The 24,161-nt window shown below is 51.2% G+C and carries 21 protein-coding genes, 1 tRNA gene and 1 pseudogene; 12 read left to right on the plus strand and 11 right to left on the minus strand.

What is annotated here, in order from left to right; translation table 11 throughout:
• Positions 1–103 precede the first annotated feature (103 nt).
• Both ACT3RR_RS17700 and efp read right to left on the minus strand, forming a co-directional pair.
• Positions 104–232, minus strand: coding sequence for an entericidin A/B family lipoprotein (locus ACT3RR_RS17700; RefSeq protein ID WP_034795109.1), 129 nt, complete (start codon positions 230–232; stop codon positions 104–106).
• Between the two features lie 93 nt (positions 233–325).
• A complete protein-coding gene (gene efp, locus ACT3RR_RS17705; protein ID WP_034795106.1) occupies positions 326–892 on the minus strand; it encodes an elongation factor P in 567 nt (188 codons plus the stop codon).
• 38 nt (positions 893–930) lie between these two features.
• On the opposite strand from efp, the gene epmB reads away from it, so the two are divergent.
• Entirely contained in the window at positions 931–1,959 is a 1,029-nt protein-coding gene (gene epmB / locus ACT3RR_RS17710) for an EF-P beta-lysylation protein EpmB (protein WP_353500627.1), read from the plus strand.
• A 102-nt stretch (positions 1,960–2,061) separates the two neighbouring features.
• On the opposite strand, the gene ACT3RR_RS17715 is transcribed toward epmB, so the two are convergent.
• From ACT3RR_RS17715 to ACT3RR_RS17730, 4 genes are all read right to left on the minus strand, one after another.
• Positions 2,062–2,406, minus strand: coding sequence for a DUF4156 domain-containing protein (locus ACT3RR_RS17715; RefSeq protein WP_353500626.1), 345 nt, complete (start codon positions 2,404–2,406; stop codon positions 2,062–2,064).
• A 278-nt stretch (positions 2,407–2,684) separates the two neighbouring features.
• Complete coding sequence (gene groL / locus ACT3RR_RS17720; protein WP_496200836.1) at positions 2,685–4,331, minus strand: chaperonin GroEL; 1,647 nt, start codon at positions 4,329–4,331, stop codon at positions 2,685–2,687.
• A gap of 49 nt (positions 4,332–4,380) precedes the next feature.
• Positions 4,381–4,674: a co-chaperone GroES gene (locus ACT3RR_RS17725; protein ID WP_009636718.1), complete on the minus strand. Its 294-nt coding sequence runs from the start codon at positions 4,672–4,674 to the stop codon at positions 4,381–4,383.
• A gap of 228 nt (positions 4,675–4,902) precedes the next feature.
• Complete coding sequence (locus ACT3RR_RS17730) at positions 4,903–5,394, minus strand: FxsA family protein (RefSeq protein WP_034795093.1); 492 nt, start codon at positions 5,392–5,394, stop codon at positions 4,903–4,905.
• 375 nt (positions 5,395–5,769) lie between these two features.
• On the opposite strand from ACT3RR_RS17730, the gene aspA reads away from it, so the two are divergent.
• The 8 genes and pseudogenes from aspA (at position 5,770) to ACT3RR_RS17770 (ending at position 13,966) form a co-directional block, all read left to right on the plus strand.
• Complete coding sequence (gene aspA, locus ACT3RR_RS17735; RefSeq protein WP_034795090.1) at positions 5,770–7,206, plus strand: aspartate ammonia-lyase; 1,437 nt, start codon at positions 5,770–5,772, stop codon at positions 7,204–7,206.
• Positions 7,207–7,340: 134 nt separating this feature from the next.
• Positions 7,341–8,642, plus strand: a complete 1,302-nt coding sequence (locus tag ACT3RR_RS17740) for an anaerobic C4-dicarboxylate transporter (RefSeq protein WP_496200837.1) — start codon at positions 7,341–7,343, stop codon at positions 8,640–8,642.
• A 203-nt stretch (positions 8,643–8,845) separates the two neighbouring features.
• A complete protein-coding gene (locus ACT3RR_RS17745) occupies positions 8,846–10,582 on the plus strand; it encodes a protein-disulfide reductase DsbD (RefSeq protein ID WP_496200838.1) in 1,737 nt (578 codons plus the stop codon).
• 43 nt (positions 10,583–10,625) lie between these two features.
• Entirely contained in the window at positions 10,626–11,201 is a 576-nt protein-coding gene (gene dicD / locus ACT3RR_RS17750; protein WP_496200839.1) for a division control transcriptional repressor DicD, read from the plus strand.
• A 127-nt stretch (positions 11,202–11,328) separates the two neighbouring features.
• Positions 11,329–11,404: transfer RNA gene (locus tag ACT3RR_RS17755), tRNA-Phe, on the plus strand.
• 439 nt (positions 11,405–11,843) lie between these two features.
• Positions 11,844–12,149, plus strand: a pseudogene (locus ACT3RR_RS17760) (LD-carboxypeptidase); the annotation flags it as partial.
• 328 nt (positions 12,150–12,477) lie between these two features.
• Positions 12,478–13,422, plus strand: a complete 945-nt coding sequence (locus ACT3RR_RS17765) for a winged helix-turn-helix domain-containing protein (RefSeq protein ID WP_485904130.1) — start codon at positions 12,478–12,480, stop codon at positions 13,420–13,422.
• Entirely contained in the window at positions 13,409–13,966 is a 558-nt protein-coding gene (locus ACT3RR_RS17770; protein WP_353500620.1) for a hypothetical protein, read from the plus strand. Before ACT3RR_RS17765 ends, ACT3RR_RS17770 begins: the two co-directional genes overlap by 14 nt.
• Positions 13,967–13,986: 20 nt before the next feature.
• On the opposite strand, the gene ACT3RR_RS17775 is transcribed toward ACT3RR_RS17770, so the two are convergent.
• The 5 genes from ACT3RR_RS17775 to ACT3RR_RS17795 all read right to left on the minus strand — a co-directional run bounded on the left by ACT3RR_RS17775 (position 13,987) and on the right by ACT3RR_RS17795 (position 19,267).
• A complete protein-coding gene (locus ACT3RR_RS17775) occupies positions 13,987–14,259 on the minus strand; it encodes a helix-turn-helix domain-containing protein (protein ID WP_396132796.1) in 273 nt (90 codons plus the stop codon).
• A gap of 29 nt (positions 14,260–14,288) precedes the next feature.
• Positions 14,289–15,260, minus strand: coding sequence for a fimbrial protein (locus ACT3RR_RS17780; protein WP_485904128.1), 972 nt, complete (start codon positions 15,258–15,260; stop codon positions 14,289–14,291).
• A 2-nt stretch (positions 15,261–15,262) separates the two neighbouring features.
• Positions 15,263–15,988 carry a fimbrial biogenesis chaperone gene (locus ACT3RR_RS17785; RefSeq protein WP_485904145.1) on the minus strand — a complete coding sequence of 242 codons (726 nt, stop codon included), beginning with the start codon at positions 15,986–15,988 and terminating at the stop codon, positions 15,263–15,265.
• A 28-nt stretch (positions 15,989–16,016) separates the two neighbouring features.
• Positions 16,017–18,470 (minus strand): fimbria/pilus outer membrane usher protein, encoded by a 2,454-nt coding sequence (locus ACT3RR_RS17790; protein WP_496200840.1) that lies wholly within the window; start codon positions 18,468–18,470, stop codon positions 16,017–16,019.
• A 215-nt stretch (positions 18,471–18,685) separates the two neighbouring features.
• Complete coding sequence (locus ACT3RR_RS17795) at positions 18,686–19,267, minus strand: fimbrial protein (RefSeq protein WP_496200841.1); 582 nt, start codon at positions 19,265–19,267, stop codon at positions 18,686–18,688.
• Positions 19,268–19,913: 646 nt separating this feature from the next.
• On the opposite strand from ACT3RR_RS17795, the gene acs reads away from it, so the two are divergent.
• The 3 genes from acs to actP are packed head-to-tail and all read left to right on the plus strand — an operon-like array spanning position 19,914 to position 23,905.
• On the plus strand, positions 19,914–21,875 hold the full coding sequence (acs, locus tag ACT3RR_RS17800; RefSeq protein WP_353500618.1) for an acetate--CoA ligase: 1,962 nt from the start codon (positions 19,914–19,916) through the stop codon (positions 21,873–21,875).
• Between the two features lie 54 nt (positions 21,876–21,929).
• The gene (locus tag ACT3RR_RS17805) at positions 21,930–22,241 is read left to right on the plus strand and encodes a DUF485 domain-containing protein (protein ID WP_353500617.1); all 312 of its coding nucleotides are present in this window, start codon (positions 21,930–21,932) and stop codon (positions 22,239–22,241) included.
• Positions 22,238–23,905, plus strand: a complete 1,668-nt coding sequence (gene actP / locus ACT3RR_RS17810) for a cation/acetate symporter ActP (RefSeq protein WP_496200842.1) — start codon at positions 22,238–22,240, stop codon at positions 23,903–23,905. The genes ACT3RR_RS17805 and actP overlap by 4 nt, the downstream gene beginning before the upstream one ends.
• Positions 23,906–24,161: the final 256 nt, after the last annotated feature.

Consider the following 24,161-nt stretch of genomic DNA (forward strand, 5'->3'; position numbering starts at 1 on the left):
ACCACTTAAGTGTAGTTAAAAAATAACAATGCGGGATTATGCGGGGAAATTTTCGGAAAGATTGAAACTTAAGGCTAAAAAGCCACAAGCCTGCGCGCAAGCTTTAGGTGTGTCGGGAGATAGCGCCACCCAGATGTTGAATATCTTCACCAAAACCATGCACGGTATTACAGCCCGCCAACAGGCCAAGCGCCATGACCGAAACCACGATAAACAATATTCTTTTCAACATTGCAGCCGTAATCCAATGAGGCAATTGATGCAAAGAAAGTCACGGCAGGGGTTAACCTGCCGCAGCTTTCGCCAACGTTATGTCGCTATCGACTTACTTAACGCGGGAGACGTATTCGCCAGAGCGGGTGTCAACGCGGACAACTTCGCCAATCTGTACGAATAATGGAACCTTAACCACGGCGCCAGTGCTCAGGGTCGCAGGCTTACCGCCGGTACCCGCAGTATCACCTTTCAGACCTGGGTCAGTATCAGTGATTTCAGCTTCGATGAAGTTCGGTGGCTGAACGGCGATAGGACGACCGTCCCACAGAGTCACGATACATTCCGCGTTGTCTTGCAGCCATTTTGCCGCGTCAGCAACGGTTTTCTCTTCAACACCGTGCTGCTCGAAAGTCTCAGGGTGCATGAAGTGGAAGAACTCACCGTCGTTGTACAGGTAAGTCATGTTGGTATCTACAACGTCTGCACCTTCGCAAGAGTCGGTAGATTTGAAGGTTTTCTCAACACGAGAACCGGTCAGCAGGCGACGCATTTTAACGCGTGCGAAAGCCTGGCCTTTGCCTGGTTTTACGAATTCACTGGATTCGATCGCGTATGGTTCGCTTTCGAACATGATTTTAAGACCCGGACGGAAATCGTTGCTAGAATAAGTCGCCATAATGGCCCTCTAATTTTAAACTGGTATTAGCCAAAAAAATGGCAAACATTGTAACCCTAAACGCGCCATTTAGAGAAGATTGGTTGCATCAACTCGGCGATGTTATTACAGACCCGGATGAACTGCTTACTCTTCTGGCACTTAACAATAATGCAGAACTGCAAACAGGGCATGAAGCCCGTCGTTTGTTCCCGCTACGCGTTCCGCGCGCCTTTGTTGCACGCATGCAACCGGGCGATCCGCACGATCCTTTACTGCTGCAGGTACTGACCGCGCGCGAAGAGTTTATCGCCGCGCCGGGCTTCACCACGGACCCTCTGGATGAACAACGTAGTGTCGTCCCAGGGCTATTGCACAAGTACAGTAACCGCGCGCTATTGCTGGTGAAAGGCGGTTGCGCGGTGAATTGCCGCTACTGCTTCCGCCGCCATTTTCCTTATCAGGAAAACCAGGGAAATAAAGCCAACTGGGTTCAGGCGCTGGATTATATCCGCTCACACCCTGAACTCGATGAAATTATTTTCTCGGGTGGTGATCCTTTGATGGCAAAAGATCACGAACTTGACTGGTTGATCACAGAACTGGAAGCCATTGGCCACATTAAACGCCTGCGAATTCACACTCGTTTGCCGGTGGTTATCCCTGCGCGCATCACGCCAAGATTGTGCCAGCGCCTGAGCGAATCGCGCCTGCAAGTGCTGATGGTGACGCACATCAATCACGCTAATGAGATTGATGACGAGTTCCGCGCTGGCATTGCCGAGCTGAAAAAAGCCGGCGTGACCCTGCTTAACCAAAGCGTGCTGCTGCGTGGCGTCAATGATTGTGCTGATACGCTGGCAGCGTTGAGCAACGCGCTGTTCGACAGCGGTATCATGCCCTACTACATCCACGTGCTGGATAAGGTTCAGGGCGCGGCGCATTTCATGGTGGATGACGATGAAGCACGCGTCATCATGAAAGGGCTGATGAGCAAGGTATCGGGCTATATGGTGCCGAAGCTGACCCGCGAAATTGGCGGTGAGCCGAGCAAAACCATCTTAGACCTACGCCTCAAACAGTCCTGATTTCTTCTGACAGACCTGCTCAATCAAAAAGGGATGCCCATCATAGGCATCCCTTTTTATGCAATTTCTATTCAATGTCGTTATCAGGAAAGGGGTGACCCGTTATGGGCACTTATAAACCTGACCGACCATTTTGCTGTCCACAGGAACGAAGCTGGAGACGAAACTTTGGGTTGGGCTGTTCGCGCCATAAATAGTGTTACCACCCATAGCAGCAGCTTTGTTACGCAGATCATTCGCAGCACCGCGCATTGAGCTACCGTCACCGCCGCTTCCTGATAACCAGTTGCTCTGCGTCCCGGTAACATCGCCAATTAATTGGCATTCTTTACCCGGTTTGCTATCAGTAAACTTAACTTGCTGGCCCGCTGCATCCAGTTGATGAGTGGTACTGCAGCCGGCGAGCAGCATGGCAGCTGACAGGCCCAGTAACATTTTAATCCGCATCACTTTCCCCATTTGATATTGAAATCTCATAAAGCCTATCAGAGAACGCCGTGTTCTCTTAGGCATCCGTTGCCACGTTTGCGCAAGCTTCAACGCGTTACCTGAGACAGAGATAGTGTAGAGTTTACACGCTAAACTCAGGAGACGATGAGAGTTATCTTACTGAAACGAAGAAAAAAGGGTCAAATAAAAAAACCCGGCCACCAAGGACCGGGTCTCTTTAACACACAAATTGCTTACGCAACCTGCATATGCAGCGAATGAACGCCGGGGGATGATTACATCATGCCGCCCATGCCGCCCATACCACCCATGCCGCCAGCGCCGCCCATATCGACTTTGTCGTCTTTAGGCAGGTCGGTGATCATGCACTCGGTGGTGATCATCAGGCCAGCAACTGAAGAGGCGAACTGCAGAGCAGAACGGGTCACTTTAGTTGGGTCCAGGATACCCATCGCGATCATGTCGCCGTACTGTTCGGTGTAAGCGTTGTAGCCGAAGCTGCCTTCGCCTGCTTTAACCTTGTTAGCGATAACAGAAGCTTCTTCGCCGGCGTTAACCACGATCTGACGCAGTGGAGATTCCATCGCGCGCAGAGCAACGCGGATACCCACGTTCTGGTCGTCGTTGTCGCCTTTCAGGTCTGCCAGAGTGTGAGCAACGCGGATCAGCGCAACACCACCACCAGCAACCACGCCTTCTTCTACCGCAGCACGGGTCGCGTGCAGGGCATCTTCAACGCGGGCTTTCTTCTCTTTCATTTCAACTTCAGTCGCTGCGCCAACTTTCAGAACGGCTACGCCGCCAGCCAGTTTAGCCACACGCTCTTGCAGTTTTTCACGGTCGTAGTCAGAGGTCGCTTCTTCGATCTGCTGACGGATCTGAGAAACACGGCCCTGAATAGTAGCCTCTTCACCAACACCGTCGATGATGATGGTGGTGTCTTTGTTGATAACAACACGCTTAGCCTGACCCATGTCTTCCAGCGTGGCTTTTTCCAGCTCCAGACCGATCTCTTCAGAGATAACAGTACCGCCAGTCAGGGTTGCGATGTCTTGCAGCATAGCTTTACGACGGTCGCCGAAGCCTGGTGCTTTAACCGCAGCCACTTTCACGATACCGCGCATGGTGTTCACTACCAGAGTCGCCAGGGCTTCGCCTTCAACGTCTTCAGCAATGATCAGCAGTGGTTTACCGGCTTTAGCAACGGCTTCCAGCACTGGCAGCATTTCACGGATGTTAGAGATTTTCTTGTCAGCCAGCAGGATGAATGGGCTTTCAAGTTCAACAGAACCGGTTTCTGGCTTGTTGATGAAGTATGGAGACAGGTAACCGCGGTCGAATTGCATACCTTCAACAACGTCCAGCTCGTCTTGCAGGCCGGTACCTTCTTCAACGGTGATCACGCCTTCTTTACCGACTTTTTCCATCGCTTCAGCGATCAATTTACCTACGGTTTCGTCGGAGTTAGCGGAGATAGTACCTACCTGAGCGATGGCTTTAGAATCAGCACATGGCACAGACAGTTTTTTCAATTCTTCAACTGCGGCAACGACAGCTTTGTCGATACCACGTTTCAGGTCCATCGGGTTCATGCCAGCAGCAACAGCTTTCAGGCCTTCAGTGATGATGGATTGCGCCAGAACGGTTGCGGTAGTGGTACCGTCGCCCGCTGCATCGTTAGCTTTGGACGCAACTTCTTTCACCATTTGCGCACCCATGTTTTCGAACTTGTCTTCCAGTTCGATTTCACGAGCTACTGACACGCCATCTTTAGTGATGGTTGGTGCGCCGAAAGATTTGTCCAAAACTACGTTACGGCCTTTAGGGCCCAGGGTAACTTTAACTGCATCGGCAAGGATGTTTACGCCACGAAGCATTTTTACACGTGCGTCGTTACCGAATTTTACGTCTTTAGCTGCCATTGTTATTTACCTTAAATTCGTTCAGTTCAGAAAAAGTGGTAGAGACCGATTAGGCTTCTACGATTGCCAGAATGTCGCTTTCGGACATGATCAACACTTCTTCGTTGTCGATCTTCTCAGCTTTAACGCCGTAACCGTCGTTGAAAATAACGATGTCGCCAACTTTAACGTCCAGCGCTTTCACTTCACCATTTTCCAGGATGCGACCATGACCGACGGCCAGGATTTCACCGCGGGTAGATTTACCAGCAGCAGAGCCAGTCAGAACGATGCCGCCAGCGGATTTAGATTCTACTTCTTTACGCTTGACGATAACGCGGTCATGCAATGGACGAATTTTCATTGATAACTCTCCTGTGAGCGGGTCCATAACTATATTTAGGGTTGAATGCCTGACAGTCATCTGTCCGGCCTCGTGGTTTGTTTAATGGGGGCGTTACGCCGCCCTTCAAGGGGAAAAGCAAAAAAAATCGCGTTTTCTTTGTCAGTTGTCTTTGCCAGAAAAGTGCGCCTCGCTGGCGGCACTCCCTCCCCTTTCACAACAATAATTTAACATCCGAGGGCGCGGATATTAGCGGCCGCGCCCATCGATGTCGTCATCTTTTTCTGGCGAAACAAGACGTTCAGTCTGCTCGTCGGTGCGTTTGAACTCGCCCTCGAAGGTGTTTCCGGTCGGCTGGCTCTTACCCCAGTTTCCGCCAGAGCGCACAATATTAAGGTGCGGCATCAGTTTCAGCGTCAGGGATTTCTGCACCGGCGGCAGTAACAGCAGCAGGCCGAGGAAATCCGTGAAGAAGCCCGGAACCAGCAGCAAGAAGCCTGCCAATACCAGCGACACGCTCTTGACCATCTCCGCCGCCGGGCTTTCGCCCAGCGCCAATTTTTGCTGCAACTGCATGAAGGTTTTCATGCCCTGATTTTTCACCAGAGAGACACCCACACAGGAGGTGAAGACCACCAGCAACAGCGTCATGGCCACGCCAATAAAGGCAGCCACTTTGATAAATAAGGTTATTTCGATGTAAGCCAACAGAAATAACAACAGTAACGGTAACCAGCGCACCGCATTCTCCTTGTAATGAGGCTCCGGCTGGCCCTAAAGGCAACATGCCGAAACCATAAAAATGGGCCCGAGAGCGAACCAAATGATCGTTCCGCCTCGGGCTGTCTACACTGAGGTGGTAGCGGAGCAGCCTTTTTTCAACCTTCGCGACAGATTTAATTGAGCAGAGGAATGATTTGTGAGAGTTCTCACAGATACAGAAATAGATGCTTCGTAACAGTGCAGGAGAGTGATCTTAGTGCGTGCAATTCGCCAAGAGCAGCATATGATCGCCTTCGTACTACAAACAGCGGTTGATCGTTTTTAATTTCCCTCTGTTAGTAACATAATTTCAAACATCGCATAACGTGTTCAAGCACCAAAAAGAAGGTTCTCATGTCAAATACGATTCGTATCGAGGAAGATCTGCTGGGTACTCGCGAAGTTCCAGCTGAGGCTTATTATGGAATTCACACCCTGCGGGCGATTGAAAACTTCTATATCAGCAACACAAAAATCAGCGATGTGCCGGAGTTCGTCCGGGGCATGGTCATGGTGAAGAAAGCAGCCGCGCTTGCAAATAAAGAGCTGCACACGATCCCACGCCATATCGCCGACGTCATTATTCAGGCTTGTGATGAAGTGCTGAATAAAGGCAAGTGCATGGATCAGTTCCCGATTGACGTCTTCCAGGGCGGCGCGGGGACCTCGGTCAATATGAACACCAACGAAGTACTGGCTAACATTGGGCTGGAACTGATGGGCCACCAGAAAGGTGACTACCAGTACCTCAATCCAAACGATCACCTGAATAAGTGTCAGTCCACCAATGACGCCTATCCTACCGGCTTCCGTCTGGCCGTTTATGCTTCTCTGCTCAAACTGATCGACGCCATCGACCAGCTCGGTGACGGCTTCGAGCGTAAAGCCAAAGAATTCGAAAACATCATCAAGATGGGCCGTACTCAGCTGCAAGACGCCGTGCCGATGACCCTCGGTCAAGAGTTCCACGCGTTCAACGTGCTGTTAAAAGAAGAGACCCGCAACCTGCTGCGCACCGGCGAATTGCTGCTGGAAGTGAACCTTGGCGCTACGGCAATCGGTACTCGCCTGAACACTCCTGAAGGCTACCAACAGCTGGCGGTGGAGAAACTGGCTGAAGTCAGTAACCTGCCTTGCATCCCGGCAGAAGACCTGATTGAAGCAACCTCCGACTGTGGCGCTTACGTGATGGTGCACAGCTCGCTGAAACGTCTGGCGGTTAAGCTTTCTAAAATCTGTAACGACTTGCGCCTGCTCTCTTCCGGCCCGCGCGCTGGCCTGAACGAAATCAACCTGCCTGAATTGCAGGCCGGTTCTTCAATCATGCCAGCCAAAGTTAACCCGGTGATCCCAGAAGTGGTCAATCAGGTGTGCTTCAAAGTTATCGGTAACGATGTGTGCGTGACCATGGCTGCCGAAGCAGGCCAGTTGCAGTTGAACGTGATGGAGCCAGTGATTGGCCAGGCGATGTTCGAATCCATCCATATTCTGACCAATGCCTGCTACAATCTGCTGGAAAAATGCATCAACGGCATTACAGCGAACAAAGAGGTTTGCGAGTTTTACGTCTTCAACTCTATCGGTATCGTGACTTACCTCAACCCGTTCATCGGCCACCACAATGGCGATATTGTCGGGAAGATTTGTGCCGAAACCGGTAAGAGCGTGCGCGAAGTCGTATTGGAACGCGGGCTGCTAACAGAGGCTGAACTGGACGACATCTTCTCTATTGAGAACCTGATGCACCCGGCCTACAAAGCCAAACGGTACACGGATGAAAACGAACAGTAACAGAGATAATCTTTAGCCTTAAGGCTCGTTGTTCTCACGAACAACGAGCCTTTTTACTTTGTGCATAACAACAATTACACAACATCTCATTTTCATTTTATTTCTATTTAGTTGGGAACAACGGACGGTCAAACATGTTAATCATCGAACTCATTATTGTACTGGCGGCGATATTTTTGGGCGCGCGGCTGGGCGGGATAGGCATTGGGTTTGCAGGAGGAATTGGCGTTCTGGCGCTGGCCCTCTGCGGCGTTAAACCCGGCAGCATCCCTTTTGACGTCATCTCCATCATCATGGCGGTGATCGCCGCTATCTCCACCATGCAGGTGGCTGGCGGGATGGACTATCTGGTGCAGCAAACCGAAAAACTGCTGCGCCGCAACCCAAAGCACATCACCCTGCTCGCCCCTATCGTCACCTATTTCCTCACCCTGTTGGCCGGTACCGGCAACATCTCGCTCTCCGCGCTGCCGGTGATTGCCGAAGTCGCCAAAGAGCAGGGGATTAAACCTTGCCGCCCTCTATCCACGGCGGTAGTTTCCGCGCAGATTGGCATCACGGCCTCGCCGATTTCGGCGGCGGTGGTGTATATGTCTTCAGTGATGGAAGGCCACGGCGTCAGCTATCTGCACCTGTTGATGGTGATGATCCCCTCCACCTTCGCGGCGGTGATTGTGATGTCGCTGCTGATTGGCTGGTTGTTCAACTCGAAGCTGTCTGATGACCCGGTTTACGTCAAGCGTTATGAAGAAGGTCTGGTGGAGCTGCGCGGTAACAACCGCAAAGCCATCAAGCCGCGCGCCAAACTCTCCGTGCTGCTGTTCCTGCTGGGCGTCTTCAGCGTGGTTGGCTACGCGGTGGTCAACAGCCCGAGCCTCGGCTGGGTTGAGAAACCGCTGATGAATACCACCAGCGCGATCCTTATTATCATGTTGAGCGTCGCGACCCTGACCACCCTGATTTGCCGCATTAACACCGATTCCATCCTTACCTCCGGTACTTTCAAGGCGGGCATGAGTGCCTGTATCTGTATCCTCGGCGTAGCTTGGTTGGGCGACACCTTCGTGCAGGCCAATCTGGGTTGGATTAAAGAGACTGCCGGCGAGCTGATTCAGTCCCATCCGTGGCTGTTGGCGGTGATTTTCTTCTTCTGCTCGGCACTGCTCTACTCGCAGGCGGCGACCGCCAAGGCCTTGATGCCGCTGGCGCTGGCGCTGAACGTCACCCCGCTGACCGCCGTGGCCTCTTTTGCCGCCGTCTCCGGCCTGTTCATTCTGCCAACCTACCCGACCCTGGTCGCGGCGGTGCAAATGGACGACACCGGCACCACGCGCATCGGCCGCTTCGTCTTCAACCACCCGTTCTTCATCCCCGGCACCATCGGCGTTTTCCTGTCGGTACTCTTCGGGTTTGGCCTCGGCAGCATCATTCTCTAACAGTTTTTCACAGGGGCTTCGGCCCCTGTTCTCGCCCTCCCCGCGCCACTCTGACAAACCCTGACACTCCAAGGCTTTCTGCTCACCCTTTGTGCGGGCTATAATCAGCGTCTATTAACGCGCCGTGGCATGAAGCGACTCGCGCCCTCTTGCGATTTAACCAGCGGTCAATGCTGACCGTGATGAAGAGAAAGATAATCCGCATGGATCACCGCATTTTTCGCCTTTTCCTCCTGATTTGTAGCCTGTTCTTACTGCCGCTGCACGCCCAGGCCTCCCTGTTCAGCCAGCCTGCGAACCCGCAGTTCGTGCCGGTGGATCAGGCATTCGACTTCGACTTTCAGCAGCAGGGTCCCAACCTCAAGCTCAACTGGACGATCCGCGATGGCTACTATCTCTATCGCGATAAAATCGAGTTAGTCGGCGATCAGGCCCAGCTGGCGGCCTTTATCTTGCCGAAGGGGCTGGAGCATCACGACGAGTTCTTTGGCGATACCCAAGTTTATGAAAAACAGCTGAATCTTAGCGTACCGCTGCGTCAGGCGAGTGCTCAGGCATCGCTGAAAGTCAGCTATCAGGGCTGCGCGGTGGCGGGCTTCTGCTATCCGCCGGAAACACGCATTATTCCACTGAGCGAAGTCAGCGGGGAGGCTGCTGACGCCGCAACGCCACCGCCAACACCAGAGAAGCCGATTGAAGCCGCGCCAGCGCCACAGGCCACGCCGCTGCCCTTCTCGCCTCTTTGGGCCTTGCTGATTGGCATTGGCATCGCCTTTACCCCTTGCGTGCTGCCGATGTACCCACTGATTTCCGGCATTATTCTTGGCCGCCAGCGCCCGCAAAGCATGAAACGCATCTTCCTGCTGGCGCTGGTTTATGTGCAAGGCATGGCGCTGACCTATACCTTGCTCGGTATGGTGGTCGCCGCCGCCGGGCTTCAGTTCCAGGCCGCGCTGCAAAGCCCTTTGGTACTGATTGTGCTGTCTGCCGCCTTTATCCTGCTGGCCCTGTCGATGTTTGGCCTGTTCAGCCTGCAACTGCCTTCTTCGGTGCAGACTCGTCTCACCCTGTGGAGCAATGACCAAAAAGGCGGCTCGCTGGCAGGCGTCTTTATTATGGGCGCGCTGGCCGGGCTTATCTGCTCGCCGTGCACCACCGCGCCGCTGAGCGCCATCCTGCTGTATATCGCCCAGAGTGGAAACCTGTGGGCCGGTGCCGGAACGCTCTATCTTTATGCCTTGGGCATGGGCATCCCGCTGATTATCGTGACCCTGTTCGGCAATCGCCTGCTGCCACGCAGCGGCCCGTGGATGCAGTATGTTAAAGAAGGTTTTGGCTTTGTGATCCTCGCCCTGCCGGTGTTCTTGCTAGAGAGAATCATCGGCGATGCGTGGGGGCTAAGATTGTGGAGTATGCTGGGAGTCGCCTTCTTCGGCTGGGCGCTCATTATTAGCCTGAAGAGTCAACGCGGGCTGGTGCGCGTCTTACAGTTGCTGCTGCTGGCGGCCCTACTGGTGGCGGGCCGACCTCTGCAAGACTGGGCATTTCCTCCTCAGGGTGGCAGCGCGGAGCAGCAACACGCGCTGGCATTCCACAAAATCAATAATGTGGATGAGCTGAATGCCGCGTTGCAGCAGGCTCAGGGCAAAAGAGTGATGCTGGATTTGTACGCCGACTGGTGCGTGGCTTGCAAAGAGTTTGAGAAATACACCTTTACCTCGCCAGAGGTGCAAAACGAGCTGAAAGACACGGTGTTACTGCAAGCCGATGTGACACAGAATAACCCGCAGCAGGTGGCGCTGCTCAAACGGCTGCAGGTGCTAGGTCTGCCCACCATTCTGTTCTTTGGCGCGGATGGCAAAGAGTTACCGCAGTCGCGGGTGACCGGCTTTATGAATGCAACCCAGTTCGTCGGCCATTTGCAGAAAACGCAGCCTTAAACGACACTAGGTTTTGAATTACGCGAATTGTGAGGAGGCAAACGTGCTACGTGAACAGGTCCTTGACCAAACACTTAATCTTTTGGAACAGCGCGGTTTAGCCACACTGTCATTGGAATCCGTTGCCGAATTGGTCAGCATTCCACTTAGCGATCTGCGCCGTTTCTGGCCGAATGCCGAGGCGCTGCTGTACGACAGCCTGCGCCACCACGGCGAGCAGATTGATATTTGGCGTCGCCAGTTACTGCTGGATGAAACTCTCAGCGCGCCGCAAAAATTGCTGGCGCGCTACCAAGTTCTCGACGAGCAGGTGCGGCAAAATCGCTATCCGGGCTGCTTATTTATCGCCGCATGCAGCTTCTATCCTGATAACGAATCCCCTATCCACCAGCTGGCTGAGAAGCAGAAACAGGCTTCTTACGACTACACCTTCGAGCTATTACAGGAGATGGGGTCTGACGATGCGCAGATGGTTGCCGAGCAGATGGAGCTGATCCTCGAAGGCTGCCTGAGCAAGCTGCTGGTTAAACGCCAGCTGCACGACGTCGCAGTGGCGCGTCGTTTAGCAGAAGATGTATTGAACGTGGCGCGCTGTCGGGAACATGGGGCTCTGGCTTAAATAGCCCCAGAAAATGGCTTGCTGCTCTCTTTTTTGACTGAAAAGCCAGCAAACAAACCGTTTTTATGATGTTTCTCGCATAAAGCCGTTGACGCCCACCGGCCAATACGGTTTAATGCGCCCCGTTGCCCGGATAGCTCAGTCGGTAGAGCAGGGGATTGAAAATCCCCGTGTCCTTGGTTCGATTCCGAGTCCGGGCACCATATTTAGAAGAACCCGCCTATGGCGGGTTTTTTGCTATTGGAGCTGGGACTCTCCATCGAACTTCGTTCGATTATTCGTCTCATGCTGAGACTCACCCCTTCGGGGCCAGCGCAAGCGCTGTTCATCGGTGCTGACGCACCGCGGTCCGAGTCCGGGCACCATATTTAGAAGAACCCGCCTATGGCGGGTTTTTTGCTATTGGAGCTGGGACTCTCCATCGAACTTCGTTCGATTATTCTTCTCATGCTGAGACTCACCCCTTCGGGGCCAGCGCAAGCGCTGTTCATCGGTGCTGACGCACCGCGGTCCGAGTCCTGGCACACTATTTAAAGAAACCAGCTTAATAGCTGGTTTTTTGCTATTTGGGGTTTGTGATCTTCCCACTCCCCCAACTATCCAGCCAATCCCGATATTGCTACATTGTCCTCTTCGAATTAATTTATCGAAGACAGTCTGAAAGACATCGCCACCGTCGAGCGCTCATTCGCCATGCTCAAGCTGAACGGCATTTTTGAGAAGGTAAGCGCCATTATCTTGGGCAAGCACGAGCTGTTTGATGATGCAGGCAGTGACCGTCAACCTTATGAGGTTTTGCGTGAAGTGCTGGCCGGGCAGCCCATACCTATCGTGGACGGTTTCGACTGCTGCCACACTCATCCAATGCTCACCCTGCCCCTCGGCGCAACGCTCTGCATCGATTTTGACCACTCATTGGTTTCCATCACCAGTCATTATTTATCCTAAATACCCAGTCAAAGTTAATTTAAGAATTAAAGCCTCTTCATCGCACGCAGGGGCTTGTTCTGCATATCATCACTTATCGTCATGTACTAAAATTCCTTAACTCATTTATAGGTGAATAACCGCAGGGTTATTACGTAATAAATATTCAAAAAGCAGAGCATTCTTACACCTTAAAACAATAATATTTAAGGATATGATTCTATTTTTTAAAATACTAGGTTTATACTGACCTAGTAAATCCAACATCAGTTAATCGTATGATTGGAAAATTTTGTGTCGCATTTTAATAAAAATATCGCCCACTAGCTTTTAGTAAAACCAGGATGTAGTGGCGAATAAAAGAGGGATGGGCATGATTTATCTAATTGAAAATAAAATACTATTTAACCCTGAAGACAATACTTTATCTTTGCAAAACGACCCAGAGAATCAAGTGAGTATTTCCAATCCTGCGCGCCGCGTTTTATTACTGCTTATCGAACAGCAGGGCATCGTTGTGCAACGTGACATTCTTTTCAAAAAGGTCTGGGATGATTACGGCCTTGTATCAAGTAATAATAATCTTAACCACTGCATTAGCAAATTACGCAAAGTGATTAATACACTGGGTCATACCGAAGATGTGATAATCACCGTGCCCAAGGTCGGTTTTTTATTAAAAAAGGAAATAACTATTTCTGCGATAGATGCTATAGGGGCTATTAACGATGCAGAAAAAGAAAATGATCAGGCCACTGGCGCACCGCCTACGGAAGTTGTCCAGGAGGCAGCAGTAACGGCTGCCGTGGAATATCCGCAGCACGTCATCATGCCTGGCGAAATCACTGATGAAAGCCTTGCAGTGCCGACTGTCATCGCCCCAACAACCATGCCAAACACCAAGGAAGGGAGGGATTTTACATTGCCGATTTTTTTCGCCTCGCTGTTCTCTCTGGCCGTCGCCCTTGGGTTGCTGCTCCAAGAGCACATCTATGACCCAAAAGAAAACCTACAGGTGGCAACTCTGGGCCAGTGCGCGCTCTATTCCACGACGCACTTGCCCTCAAATCAGCGTGCCGATTTTATTCAACGCGCCGAGGAATTTATTGCGCAAAAGAAACTGGTTTGCCAGCCTGGCAATATTTTCATCTTCCAAAGCGAGACATTGGTTTCGTTGATACGCTCGGGTTCAACGCGTGACTTTATGGCAGAGTGCCGGGTCGATGATAAAAATAATCCGACGGCATGCCTGAGCGTTTACAGTAATGATAGGACAAGTAATGACAAGAAATAAATTACGCTGGGTACTAAGGAAGTGCCACGCGGTTTACTGGTTGCCTCTTTTGTCGCTCATCTTTTTATGTCTGACGATTTATAAGCAGGTGGAAGCAAAACACTCCCGGGAAAATTTCCCCTATTCACAAGCCTGTCGTGGTGACTTTATGAGTGAAGTGCAATACGACGATCGGCGTATAAAATTGAATACTACGCTTTACTTTAGTTTCTTAAATAAGAATAAAATCTTAGTCTCGATGAGCGGCAATGTTTACGCATATGATAAAGAAGGTAAGTTAGTCGACAAAAGAATTTTACTGCGAAACATTTACTATAGTTATGTGCTGGAAAACAAAACATTACAAACCTACACATTGAAAAGCGATCGAGTAAATATTGATAGCGTGGACACCATGAATGAAGAGCTATCAAGACTGGTTCTCATGAATAGCTCTTATATTGTTGGCGATTCAGACACCCTGGTTTTAAAAAAATATGACGCCAATAGCATGTTAATCGAAACCACACAGTCGCCTTTTATCATGTGCGTCTTTGTGAAATAACCTGATAGTGGCGTTTTGACCTATTTATAGAGCAGATACAACGTACAGCCGCAGGCGTGCGCGTAGCGCGTTAGCGTCGTCATACTGGCTTGCGCAGGCCGTTTCTCAAGTCGGGTGATGGCCGGGGGCGTGATATCCAGACGCTTAGCCAACTCTGCTCGGCTTATCCCCGCTCGCTCCCGCATGCTTTGCAGCATGCCATAGATCCCATTCTCCGTTACCGCGTTAGGTGCATCACCGTGATCGACAGGTTCTTCGAGCGCTTGCGCCCGTAATTTAGCTGTTCTCAACATATCCGTGTACCCTTTCTGTCCGTTGTGAATCAGTAATAATTGATTTTCACCACCACAGAGGCGTCAAATTTACCGAGTTTCAATTCCCGGCCGGGGATAGCGCTGACTTTGGCCGTAAAGTTTTTCGTCACTTCATTGATGTTGTTTAATTCAGCAAAGTTGTCGTAGCGGTTAAAGACGATAGCTTCATCTTTGTCATTTAATAACGTCAGCTGCGCGCCATTCGCCAGGTCGATCGCATTATTGTTAATCAGCGGACTGGCCGTGGAAAACTCCGCCTGTAGAGAGAAGTTATCCAAACAGCCCTGTTTCACGGCTTTAATTGCAAACGGCAAGGTGATGCCTGAAGAGCGCGACAACTGAATACTTTGAATGGCGCCAAAATCCACCATTTGCGATTCGGGATAGACTTTCAAATCTGACCCACAGGCCAGAAAACGAATTCCCTGTAAGCCGGATAAGGTGTATTTCACGTTCTTCGCACCGGCTGAATGGTTTATCCCCCGGCTGCCGTCGAGCTGGAATACGGTAAATTGGTCGGTGCCTTCATAATGGCCACTCGACGGAGGGTTCGCCGTCACTTTGATATATAAGCGGAAGCTGACATTAACCGTGACGTTCTGCCCTTTTTTAATCGGCGGGCTATTGGTGCTCAGGCGCTGTTCGTTCTGCTCCAGATCCTGACCGTTATAGCTCACACCGAGTAATAACCCTTGGCCCAACGATTGCGACTTAGGGTTAAAGTAGAAATGCACGACATCGATAATGCTGCCGAGAACATTGTCGCAGTAAGCCGTCATACTGATCTCATTAGATTCCCAAATCTTGGTTCCGGCCGGAACGTTGGAGGGAATGGCCAATGGACCAATGGCGATGGGCGGCATGTTGACCATGCCGGTCCCTTTTTCAACGCAGTCGAGCGCAAAGACGCTGCGCGAGCAAAGTAGCAGCACGATGAGTAGCCACTTCCTGCGAACTAATAAGCGATAAAGCGTTGGCATGGCTATTTCTTCTCCGGCTTGCTCAACATTTGGCAGCTGGCTGCGCTACAAGAGTACTGATTAACCTGTAAACCGCCGTAATCATCCATGTAGCCGATGCTGTATTTCGAGCTGACATACTGGCTGCCCGAGAGGGTTTCAGTGGCGAACGGTGCCAGCATCAGGCTATCGAAGCCGCGAAAACTCCCCGCGTTGTCTTTCCCCAAATAGCCAAGGGTGATGTAAAACGGTGTTGGGTTGCTGATGGTCAGGCCGTCAGCCGAAAGCTTGACGCCAATCTTCTCTTGCCATGCGCCTTTGGCCTGGCTCGCAATAGCAGCCGGGCGAAAAAACAGCTTAATGCGACTTTGAATCGCCACCTGCATCACGTTCGCCAGTTCGCTTTTCGGTGGCACTTCGCGCACATTGAAATAGAACAGCGATTCGCGATCTTTCGGCAGCGCCGCGGTTTCCGGCAACTGTAAAACACGGATTTGGCTTTTCTGCCCGGCATCAATGCGCTGCATCGGCGGCAGAGCCACCAGAGGTGAAGAGATCTTTTCACCTTTGGCATTCTCCAGCCAAACCTGCGCCAGATAAGGCAAATCCTTGCTTTGGTTTTCCAGCATGATGCTGACCGACTTCTCACCGGCGTTAAAAATAATCCGCGTGCGGTCGATATTGACGGCGGCGTTCGCTCCCTGAATTAGGGTTGTCGCCACTAATGCCGCAGTGGCTACACCCATCATGAACTTCTTCATTCGTCGTCCTTCCTCATTATCTCAATTCAACATTGCCTGCTGCGGCCTTGACCGATTGGCAAGGCAGCAGCAATTGACCATTTAAACTCGCAGAGTCCGCCGGGACCTGAATGCGGCACTGTTTGTCGTCGCCCCAATTCACCGTCAGGCTCTTCTCACCCGAGACACCGGCCAGATAAGCCAGCCCGTTATCACCAATCAACCCAGCTTCAAAGCCAGAGCTATCGTCGGTGACGGAGGCGCCCAGCGGCGGGAAACTGCCATCGGCCAGGCGGATAGTGGCCATCAGACGTTCACCCTTAATCGCGCGGATTTTGCGGAAACCAATCGCCCCTTCGGTGAGGGTTTTGCTCACCACCGAGCTATAAACCTCCACGTCGTCCGGCAGGTTGTTCACATCCACCCGAATGTCGGAGGTTTGATAGCTGGATACGCCATTGACCACCGCGACGCCATAATCATTGGTTACAGACGCCCCGTCGCTGATAGGAATGCCCTTAACGCCGGTTGATAACATCATGCGCGGCTCACTCCCCGCGCTGCTCTGATGCAGGGCCGCGCCGTGACGCGTAGCGGTAAAGGAGCCATACCAGTTGCCGCTGACCGAGCGATAGTCGTTATTCTTCACGCTGCCGTTAACTCCGAGCTGGCCGTAAGGCGACATATGCTGATAGTTAGCGCGGAAAATACCGTCACCTTTTTGCAAGTCAGGGCTGCTACCGCCCGCCCCGACGCGCCAGCTGTTTTTCGGGTCTTCGCTGTTGTAATAGGAAGCCGTCTGCGAGAAGCCGTTTTGCGAATCTTGTTGCGCGTCGTAGCTGATCTGCCGCCCGTTGGACAGTGGCAGGCTGAATGACAAAAACATCTGATTTTCATCAGTGTATTGGTACTGCAACTTACTGGCCGACAGGGTGGCCGAAACGCCGGTAAAGCGCCCGATATCAAAAATCTTACTGACTGAAACGCTGTAGTTATTGCTCGGGCTGTCGTTCCAATAAATCTTGTGCGTCGCCGACAAGTAGAGGGTGATCGCAGGCCAGGGTAAGAATTGGTTGGCCGTCACTGTGTAGGTTTGCTTGTCGTCGCGCGAGTAGTGTTCGCCGTTGGTCTTGTCCAAATATTGGTTCAGCGACATAAAGCTCTTTTCCGAGAAGCGATACCCGGCGAAGGTGATCTGGCTGCCGGTGCTGTCAAAACGCTTCGAGTAGTTCACCCGATAGCTGTAGCCGCTCTGCTTGCCTTCCACCGGGACCGTGGCCGACGAGCGCGTCACGTCAAAAGAGATCGCGCCGAAGTCTTGCAGGTTTTGCCCTACCCCTAACGCCTGCGACTGGTAATTGCCGGTGGTGGAAATCAGGCCGCCATACAGCGAAAAGTTGTTCAGCGCGCCCCAGGACATTTCCCCGCTATAGAAACCCGGCTGCATCACTTTGTTATTACTGCCGGTCGTCGGTTTACCCATGGCGGTTTTGAAACGCACTTCTCCCTTACGCGTTAAAAACGGAATGGTGGCGGTGCTCACCTGATAAGTGGTGACACTGCCGTTTTCCTCTTCAATCCGCACGTCTAGCGCCCCTTGCACGGCTTCGCTCAGGTCCTGAATCACGAACGGCCCCGGCGACACGTTGGTCTGGTAAATAACCCGGCCATTTTGACTGATGCTGACTTTGGCATTGGTCTTGGCAATCCCGGTTACCTGTGGCGCGTAGCCGCGCAGTGAAGGAGGCAACATGCGCTGATCGCTATTGAGCGAGACGCCGAGAAAGCGGAATGAGTCGAAAATGTCCGAGTTAAAATAGGTTTCACCGGCATTGAAGCGCGCGCCAATCGACGGCAGCGCGCGATACAGATAACGCTGGGTCCAGTTGAACTGGCTGTTGCGCTGGCCGCCCGTCGAACGAGTATTGTTGTACTGATAATCAGCACGGGCACGCCACGGCCCGACGTTAAAGCCCGCCGTACCGTAACTGCTCAAATTGGTGGAACTGCTGCCGTTCTGCGGCATGTATTTGCTGCCCAGCAGGTTGTAATCCAGAATGGCTCCGGCAACCCCCTCATCCCACTGCGAAGGCGGCACCCAGTTTTCATCGTGATAGGTCAACCACGCCTGAGGAATACTGACGTTGAGCGTCTGCTTCTCCTGATCGTAGCGAACGGTCACTTCTTCGCGCGTGTCGAGAGAAAGGCACTGGCCATCGTGCCAGCTTTCCAATGATTTGCGAGCCGCGTCGGTCAGGTCAAACTTATCGACCAACTCGGGCGTCAGGCAGATTCGGCTATTCTTATTGTCGGCGTCGGGAATATATTTGATCAGGCTCTGTTCTGGCAGGGTTCGGCCATTCAGAACGATATCCAGCAAATATTCTCCAGGCGCAATGTAGTTGGCGACTTCAAAGCGTTTTAAATCGATATTATTTCTGTCCCCGGCGTCAATAAAGTTGGTATTGAACTCCACTGCCAGGCTGCTCATTGAAATAAAACATCCCGTCAAAGAACTCATAACGATGACAGTGAGCTTTTTTCTAATCGGTGTCTTATTAAAAATGACCAACATATAAAACCACTTTTATTTTTATAAAGCGTGTTCGGCTTAATTATATGAACAGTGAAATATAGCCAGCAGAAAGCCTTGCCAATAAAGGCACGATAAAAGGGGAGTAAACTCCCCTATTTATTAAGGCAGTCTTATTTGTAATTCAGGGCGTAAGTTGCCTGAGATACGATAGTACCGGTGGATACTGGCTGGTTGTTCGCTTCAACACGCGCAGCAAATACCAATTCGTTATTACCGGTCACTAAGTTGATGTCTTTAGAGGTATCACCCACTTTCAGCAAGTCGCCGTTTGAGTCGATAATACGGATCGCAGCACCTTTAGCACTACCGGTGTTAGCCAGTAACTCGGACAGGCTGCTGTCTGGCGTACCCGCGAAAGATACTGCAACTTTAGACATAGCTGGGTACTGAACGTCGCCAGCGGTCTGTGCAGTCAGGTCACAATCTTGCAGGTGAATGGTGTAGTTAACGTTTTGTGAATACTTATTGCCGCTTTCCAGCACTTTATTCGCAACCTGGCCCATGTTCACGTTAATGTCTTCATCACCAGCTGCGATAGAGCATGGAGCGTTAATAACAGTACCGGTGAAATGAATACGACCAGAACCCTGATCGGCTCCCGTTGGTGCTACAGGCTCGTCAGCTGCAAAAGCTGAAGCAGAGATAACGGCAGACAGGGCAACGATGAGAGCTTTCTTTTTAGTAATAAACATATTGAGTCCTTGAGAAATAACGGTAGCAAAGAGAAATCTTGCTTACCGAAGAGAGCACCCCTCTCTTTTCCAGATCAATATACTGTTATTTGTGTTTTGTCGGAATAATAACTCGCAAAATGCTAATATTAAGATTATTAATCTAAAATGTAGGACTTATAAGACTTTTCTGTAGGAAATTTCACTCTGAGGTTAAATTAATTAACATTATATTTCATGATGGTTTTGAGCTAATTAATATAAATTGTGAATGGATTAAGCTTTATTTAACAAAATATAAACCTTTGTTTTAAATTGATATTACATCACACCATTTTTCAGGCGAGGGAGACGCCGCGGCTTGGCTTAGGTCAACTTCGTGCAGATAGGCTAGGATCCATACAATTCTAAAATTTGATCGGCTCTACCTATCGTAATTTTTCAGTATGCGGCAAATATTGCTGCACGACATTTCCACGCTTTTCTTTCCTCTCCTCTTACTCATCTCACCTTACTCAATGTGAGCATCCTAGCAGCCTAATGACCACAATCTTGCTTGGGTTACTGAGGTTGCGTGATCCGCCCCCCAAAATCCGAACAAAGCCTCAAGGCAAACTACACTTAACCTTTGATTGACATATGATTAACAAATTAAAGGAGAAAAACCATGAGCCAAGTCCATAAGCACCCTATTCCTGCGTCAATTGCAGAACGTACTCTCATCACACCAGAGCAATATCATCAGTATTATCAACAATCTGTAGAAAATCCGGATGCATTCTGGGCTGAGCAGGGAAAAATTCTCGACTGGATCAAGCCATACAGCAAAGTTAAAAACACCTCGTTTGCGCCAGGCAACATTGATATCCGCTGGTTTGAAGATGGCACCCTTAATTTGTCGGCCAACTGCCTTGACCGCCATCTCGAGAAAAACGGCGACCGCACGGCCCTGATTTGGGAAGGCGATGACCCGAAAGCCGAAAGCAAACACGTCACTTACCAACAATTGCATCACGACGTCTGCCAGTTCGCTAACGTACTGAAAGGCCTCGGCGTGAAGAAAGGTGACGTGGTTGCCATCTATATGCCCATGGTGCCGGAAGCCGCCGTGGCGATGTTGGCCTGCGCGCGCATCGGCGCCGTCCACTCCGTTATCTTCGCCGGCTTCTCGCCAGAAGCCGTGGCGGGTCGCATTGTCGACTCCAACTCCAAAGTGGTGATCACCGCTGACGAAGGCTTACGCGCCGGGCGCACCATTCCCCTGAAGAAAAACGTCGATGACGCGTTAAAAAATCCGGCAGTTACCAGCGTCACTAACGTGGTGGTTTTTAAACGCACGGGTAAAGAAGGCGAATGGAAACAGGGCCGCGATATTTGGTGGCATGACGCAATTAAAGATATTTCCGCTGATTGCCCGCCGGAAGAGATGAAAGCGGAAGATCCGTTATTTATTCTTTATACCTCGGGTTCAACCGGTAAACCTAAAGGCGTATTACATACGACTGGCGGTTATTTGGTTTATGCCGCGCTGACGTTTAAATATACTTTTGATTATCACGACGGCGATATTTATTGGTGTACCGCCGACGTCGGTTGGGTCACTGGCCACAGCTATTTACTTTATGGCCCATTAGCCTGCGGCGCTATTTCACTTATGTTCGAAGGCGTGCCTAATTACCCGGCGCCAAATCGCATGGCGCAGGTCATCGATAAACATAAAGTGAATATTTTATATACCGCACCAACGGCTATTCGCGCATTAATGGCGGAAGGTAATAAAGCCATTGAGGGAACCAGCCGCGATTCATTGCGCATTATGGGTTCAGTGGGTGAGCCGATTAACCCGGAAGCCTGGGAGTGGTATTACAAGACCATAGGTAACAGCAAATGCCCAATCGTCGACACCTGGTGGCAGACCGAAACCGGCGGCTTCATGATCACCCCGCTGCCTGGTGCGACCGAGCTGAAAGCGGGTTCGGCGACGCGTCCTTTCTTTGGCGTTAAGCCAGCCTTGGTGGATAACGAAGGTGTTCCGCAGGAAGGGGCATGCGAAGGGAACTTGGTCATTACTGATTCATGGCCGGGTCAGGCGAGAACGCTGTTTGGCGATCACGACCGTTTCGAACAAACTTACTTCTCAACCTTCAAAAATATGTATTTCAGCGGCGACGGCGCACGTCGTGACGAAGACGGTTATTACTGGATAACCGGCCGCGTCGATGACGTATTAAACATTTCCGGCCACCGTCTGGGGACCGCGGAGATTGAATCTGCGCTGGTTTCGCATCCGAAAATTGCCGAAGCCGCAGTGGTTGGCATTCCGCATAACATCAAAGGTCAGGCTATCTACGCCTACATTACCCTCAACCATGGTGAAGAACCCTCAGCAGAGCTGTATGCCGAAGTGCGTAACTGGGTACGCAAAGAAATCGGACCTATCGCCACGCCTGACATTCTTCACTGGACTGACTCCTTACCAAAAACTCGCTCAGGGAAAATTATGCGCCGCATTCTGCGCAAAATTGCCGCTGGCGATACCAGTAATTTGGGAGATACCTCTACCCTCGCCGATCCGGGTGTAGTCGATAAGCTGTTGGAAGAAAAACAATCAATGAAAGTGCCGTCGTAATTTTCACCGCCCTGGCGCGGTGAACTCTATCAATGCCTCACAGGAGTCACTGAGATGAATGATCTCATTTATCAAAGAGTTGTAAATAATCCACGCTTCAGGGAATTAGTAGAAAAACGCAGCCGCTTCGCGTGGCTGCTCTCTATTATCACGTTGGTGATGTACGTCAGTTTTATTTTCCTTATTGCCTTTGAACCCCAGTGGCTCGGCACGCCACTCTATGAAGGAGGAACTATCACTCGCGGTATCCCCATTGGGGTTGGGCTGATTGTCGCCTCCTTCGTGCTCACCGGTATTTATGTCTATCGCGCTAATGGCGAATTTGATCGCCTGACGGCAGAAATCATCCGCGAGGTGAACCCATGAACGCCCGTCGTTTAGGGGGATTATCGCTGGCGCTTCTGCTGGCATCACCATTCACCGCGCTGGCCGCAGAAGGTATTGCAGGGGAAGTCAAAAAGCAGCCTCTGAATATCGAAGCCATCGTGATGTTTGTCCTTTTCGTCGGCGCCACGCTGTATATCACCTATTGGGCCTCAAAGCGCACCCGCTCCCGACAGGATTACTATACCGCCGGCGGTAAAATCACCGGCTTCCAGAACGGGCTGGCCATCGCCGGTGACTTTATGTCGGCGGCATCATTCTTGGGCATTTCAGCGCTGGTTTATACTTCCGGCTACGACGGCTTGATCTACTCGATAGGCTTCCTGATTGGCTGGCCAATCATTCTATTTCTCATCGCGGAACGGCTTCGCAACTTGGGGAAATACACCTTCGCGGATGTCGCTTCCTATCGTTTAAAACAAAAGCCTATTCGAACTCTGTCAGCCTGCGGCTCGCTGGTGGTGGTCGCCCTGTATCTCATCGCGCAAATGGTGGGTGCCGGCAAACTGATACAGCTGCTCTTCGGGCTTAACTATCATGTCGCCGTGATTCTGGTCGGTATTCTGATGGTGCTTTACGTCTTGTTCGGCGGGATGTTAGCCACCACCTGGGTACAGATTATCAAAGCGATCCTACTGCTCGCCGGTGCCAGCTTTATGGCAATTATGGTGATGAAGTCGGTCAACTTTAACTTCAACACTCTCTTCCAGCAGGCGGTGGCGGTGCATCCAAAAGGGCTGGCAATTATGAGTCCGGGCGGACTGGTATCTGACCCGATATCCGCGCTATCGCTTGGATTGGCACTGATGTTTGGTACGGCCGGATTGCCACATATCCTGATGCGTTTCTTCACCGTCAACGATGCAAAAGAAGCGCGTAAAAGCGTGTTCTACGCCACGGGTTTTATAGGTTATTTCTACATTTTGACCTTCATTATCGGCTTCGGCGCTATTGTTCTCGTTAGCGCAAACCCAGCATTTAAAGATGCAACCGGCGCATTGTTGGGCGGCACCAACATGTCAGCGGTTCATCTTGCCGATGCCGTTGGCGGTAGCTTCTTCTTAGGATTCATCTCCGCCGTCGCCTTCGCAACAATCCTTGCAGTAGTGGCAGGGTTAACGCTAGCTGGCGCTTCAGCGGTATCTCACGATCTGTACGCCAGCGTAATAAAGGATGGTAAAGCCACTGAAAAGGATGAGCTGCGTATCTCGAAGATCACGGTAATTATCCTCGGCATCGTCGCCATTTTGCTGGGTATTTTATTCGAGAAGCAGAACATCGCATTCATGGTCGGCCTGGCATTCTCTATCGCCGCCAGCTGTAACTTCCCAATTATCCTGCTCTCCATGTACTGGGCAAAACTGACGACTCGAGGAGCAATGATTGGAGGTTGGCTTGGTCTCTTAACCGCGGTGATTCTCATGATCCTCGGCCCAACGATATGGGTACAGATCTTAGGTCATGAGAAAGCCATCTATCCTTATGAATATCCTGCACTATTCTCAATGATTGTTGCCTTTGTGGGAACTTGGCTGTTCTCAATAACAGACAATTCACGCGAGGGGCAGCTGGAAAGAGAACGTTTCCATCCGCAGTTCGTGAGATCCCAAACCGGTATTGGCATCTCCCAAAGCTCCAACCATTAATCAGTAAGCCATAACGCAAGAAGCCCCCCGGCTCGTAAGAGCAGGGGGGCTTCTTTGTTTTGCACTTTGCCGTGTCCCATATAGCAAAAAACCCCGGCCTTTCGGCTGGGGTTTTTCACTTTATTTGATGCCTGGCAGGTGATGAACCACTGCGTGCTTCACCCTGCGGGCCGTTGCTGCGCAACGTTCAAAAGGCAGCGCCTTTTGTCCTACTCTCTTCTCGAGCAGAGAACCGCCGGAAGGCAAAAAAGCCAAG

This window comes from Ewingella sp. AOP8-B2-18 (genome assembly GCF_052376015.1).
Lineage (GTDB): Bacteria > Pseudomonadota > Gammaproteobacteria > Enterobacterales > Enterobacteriaceae > Ewingella > Ewingella allii.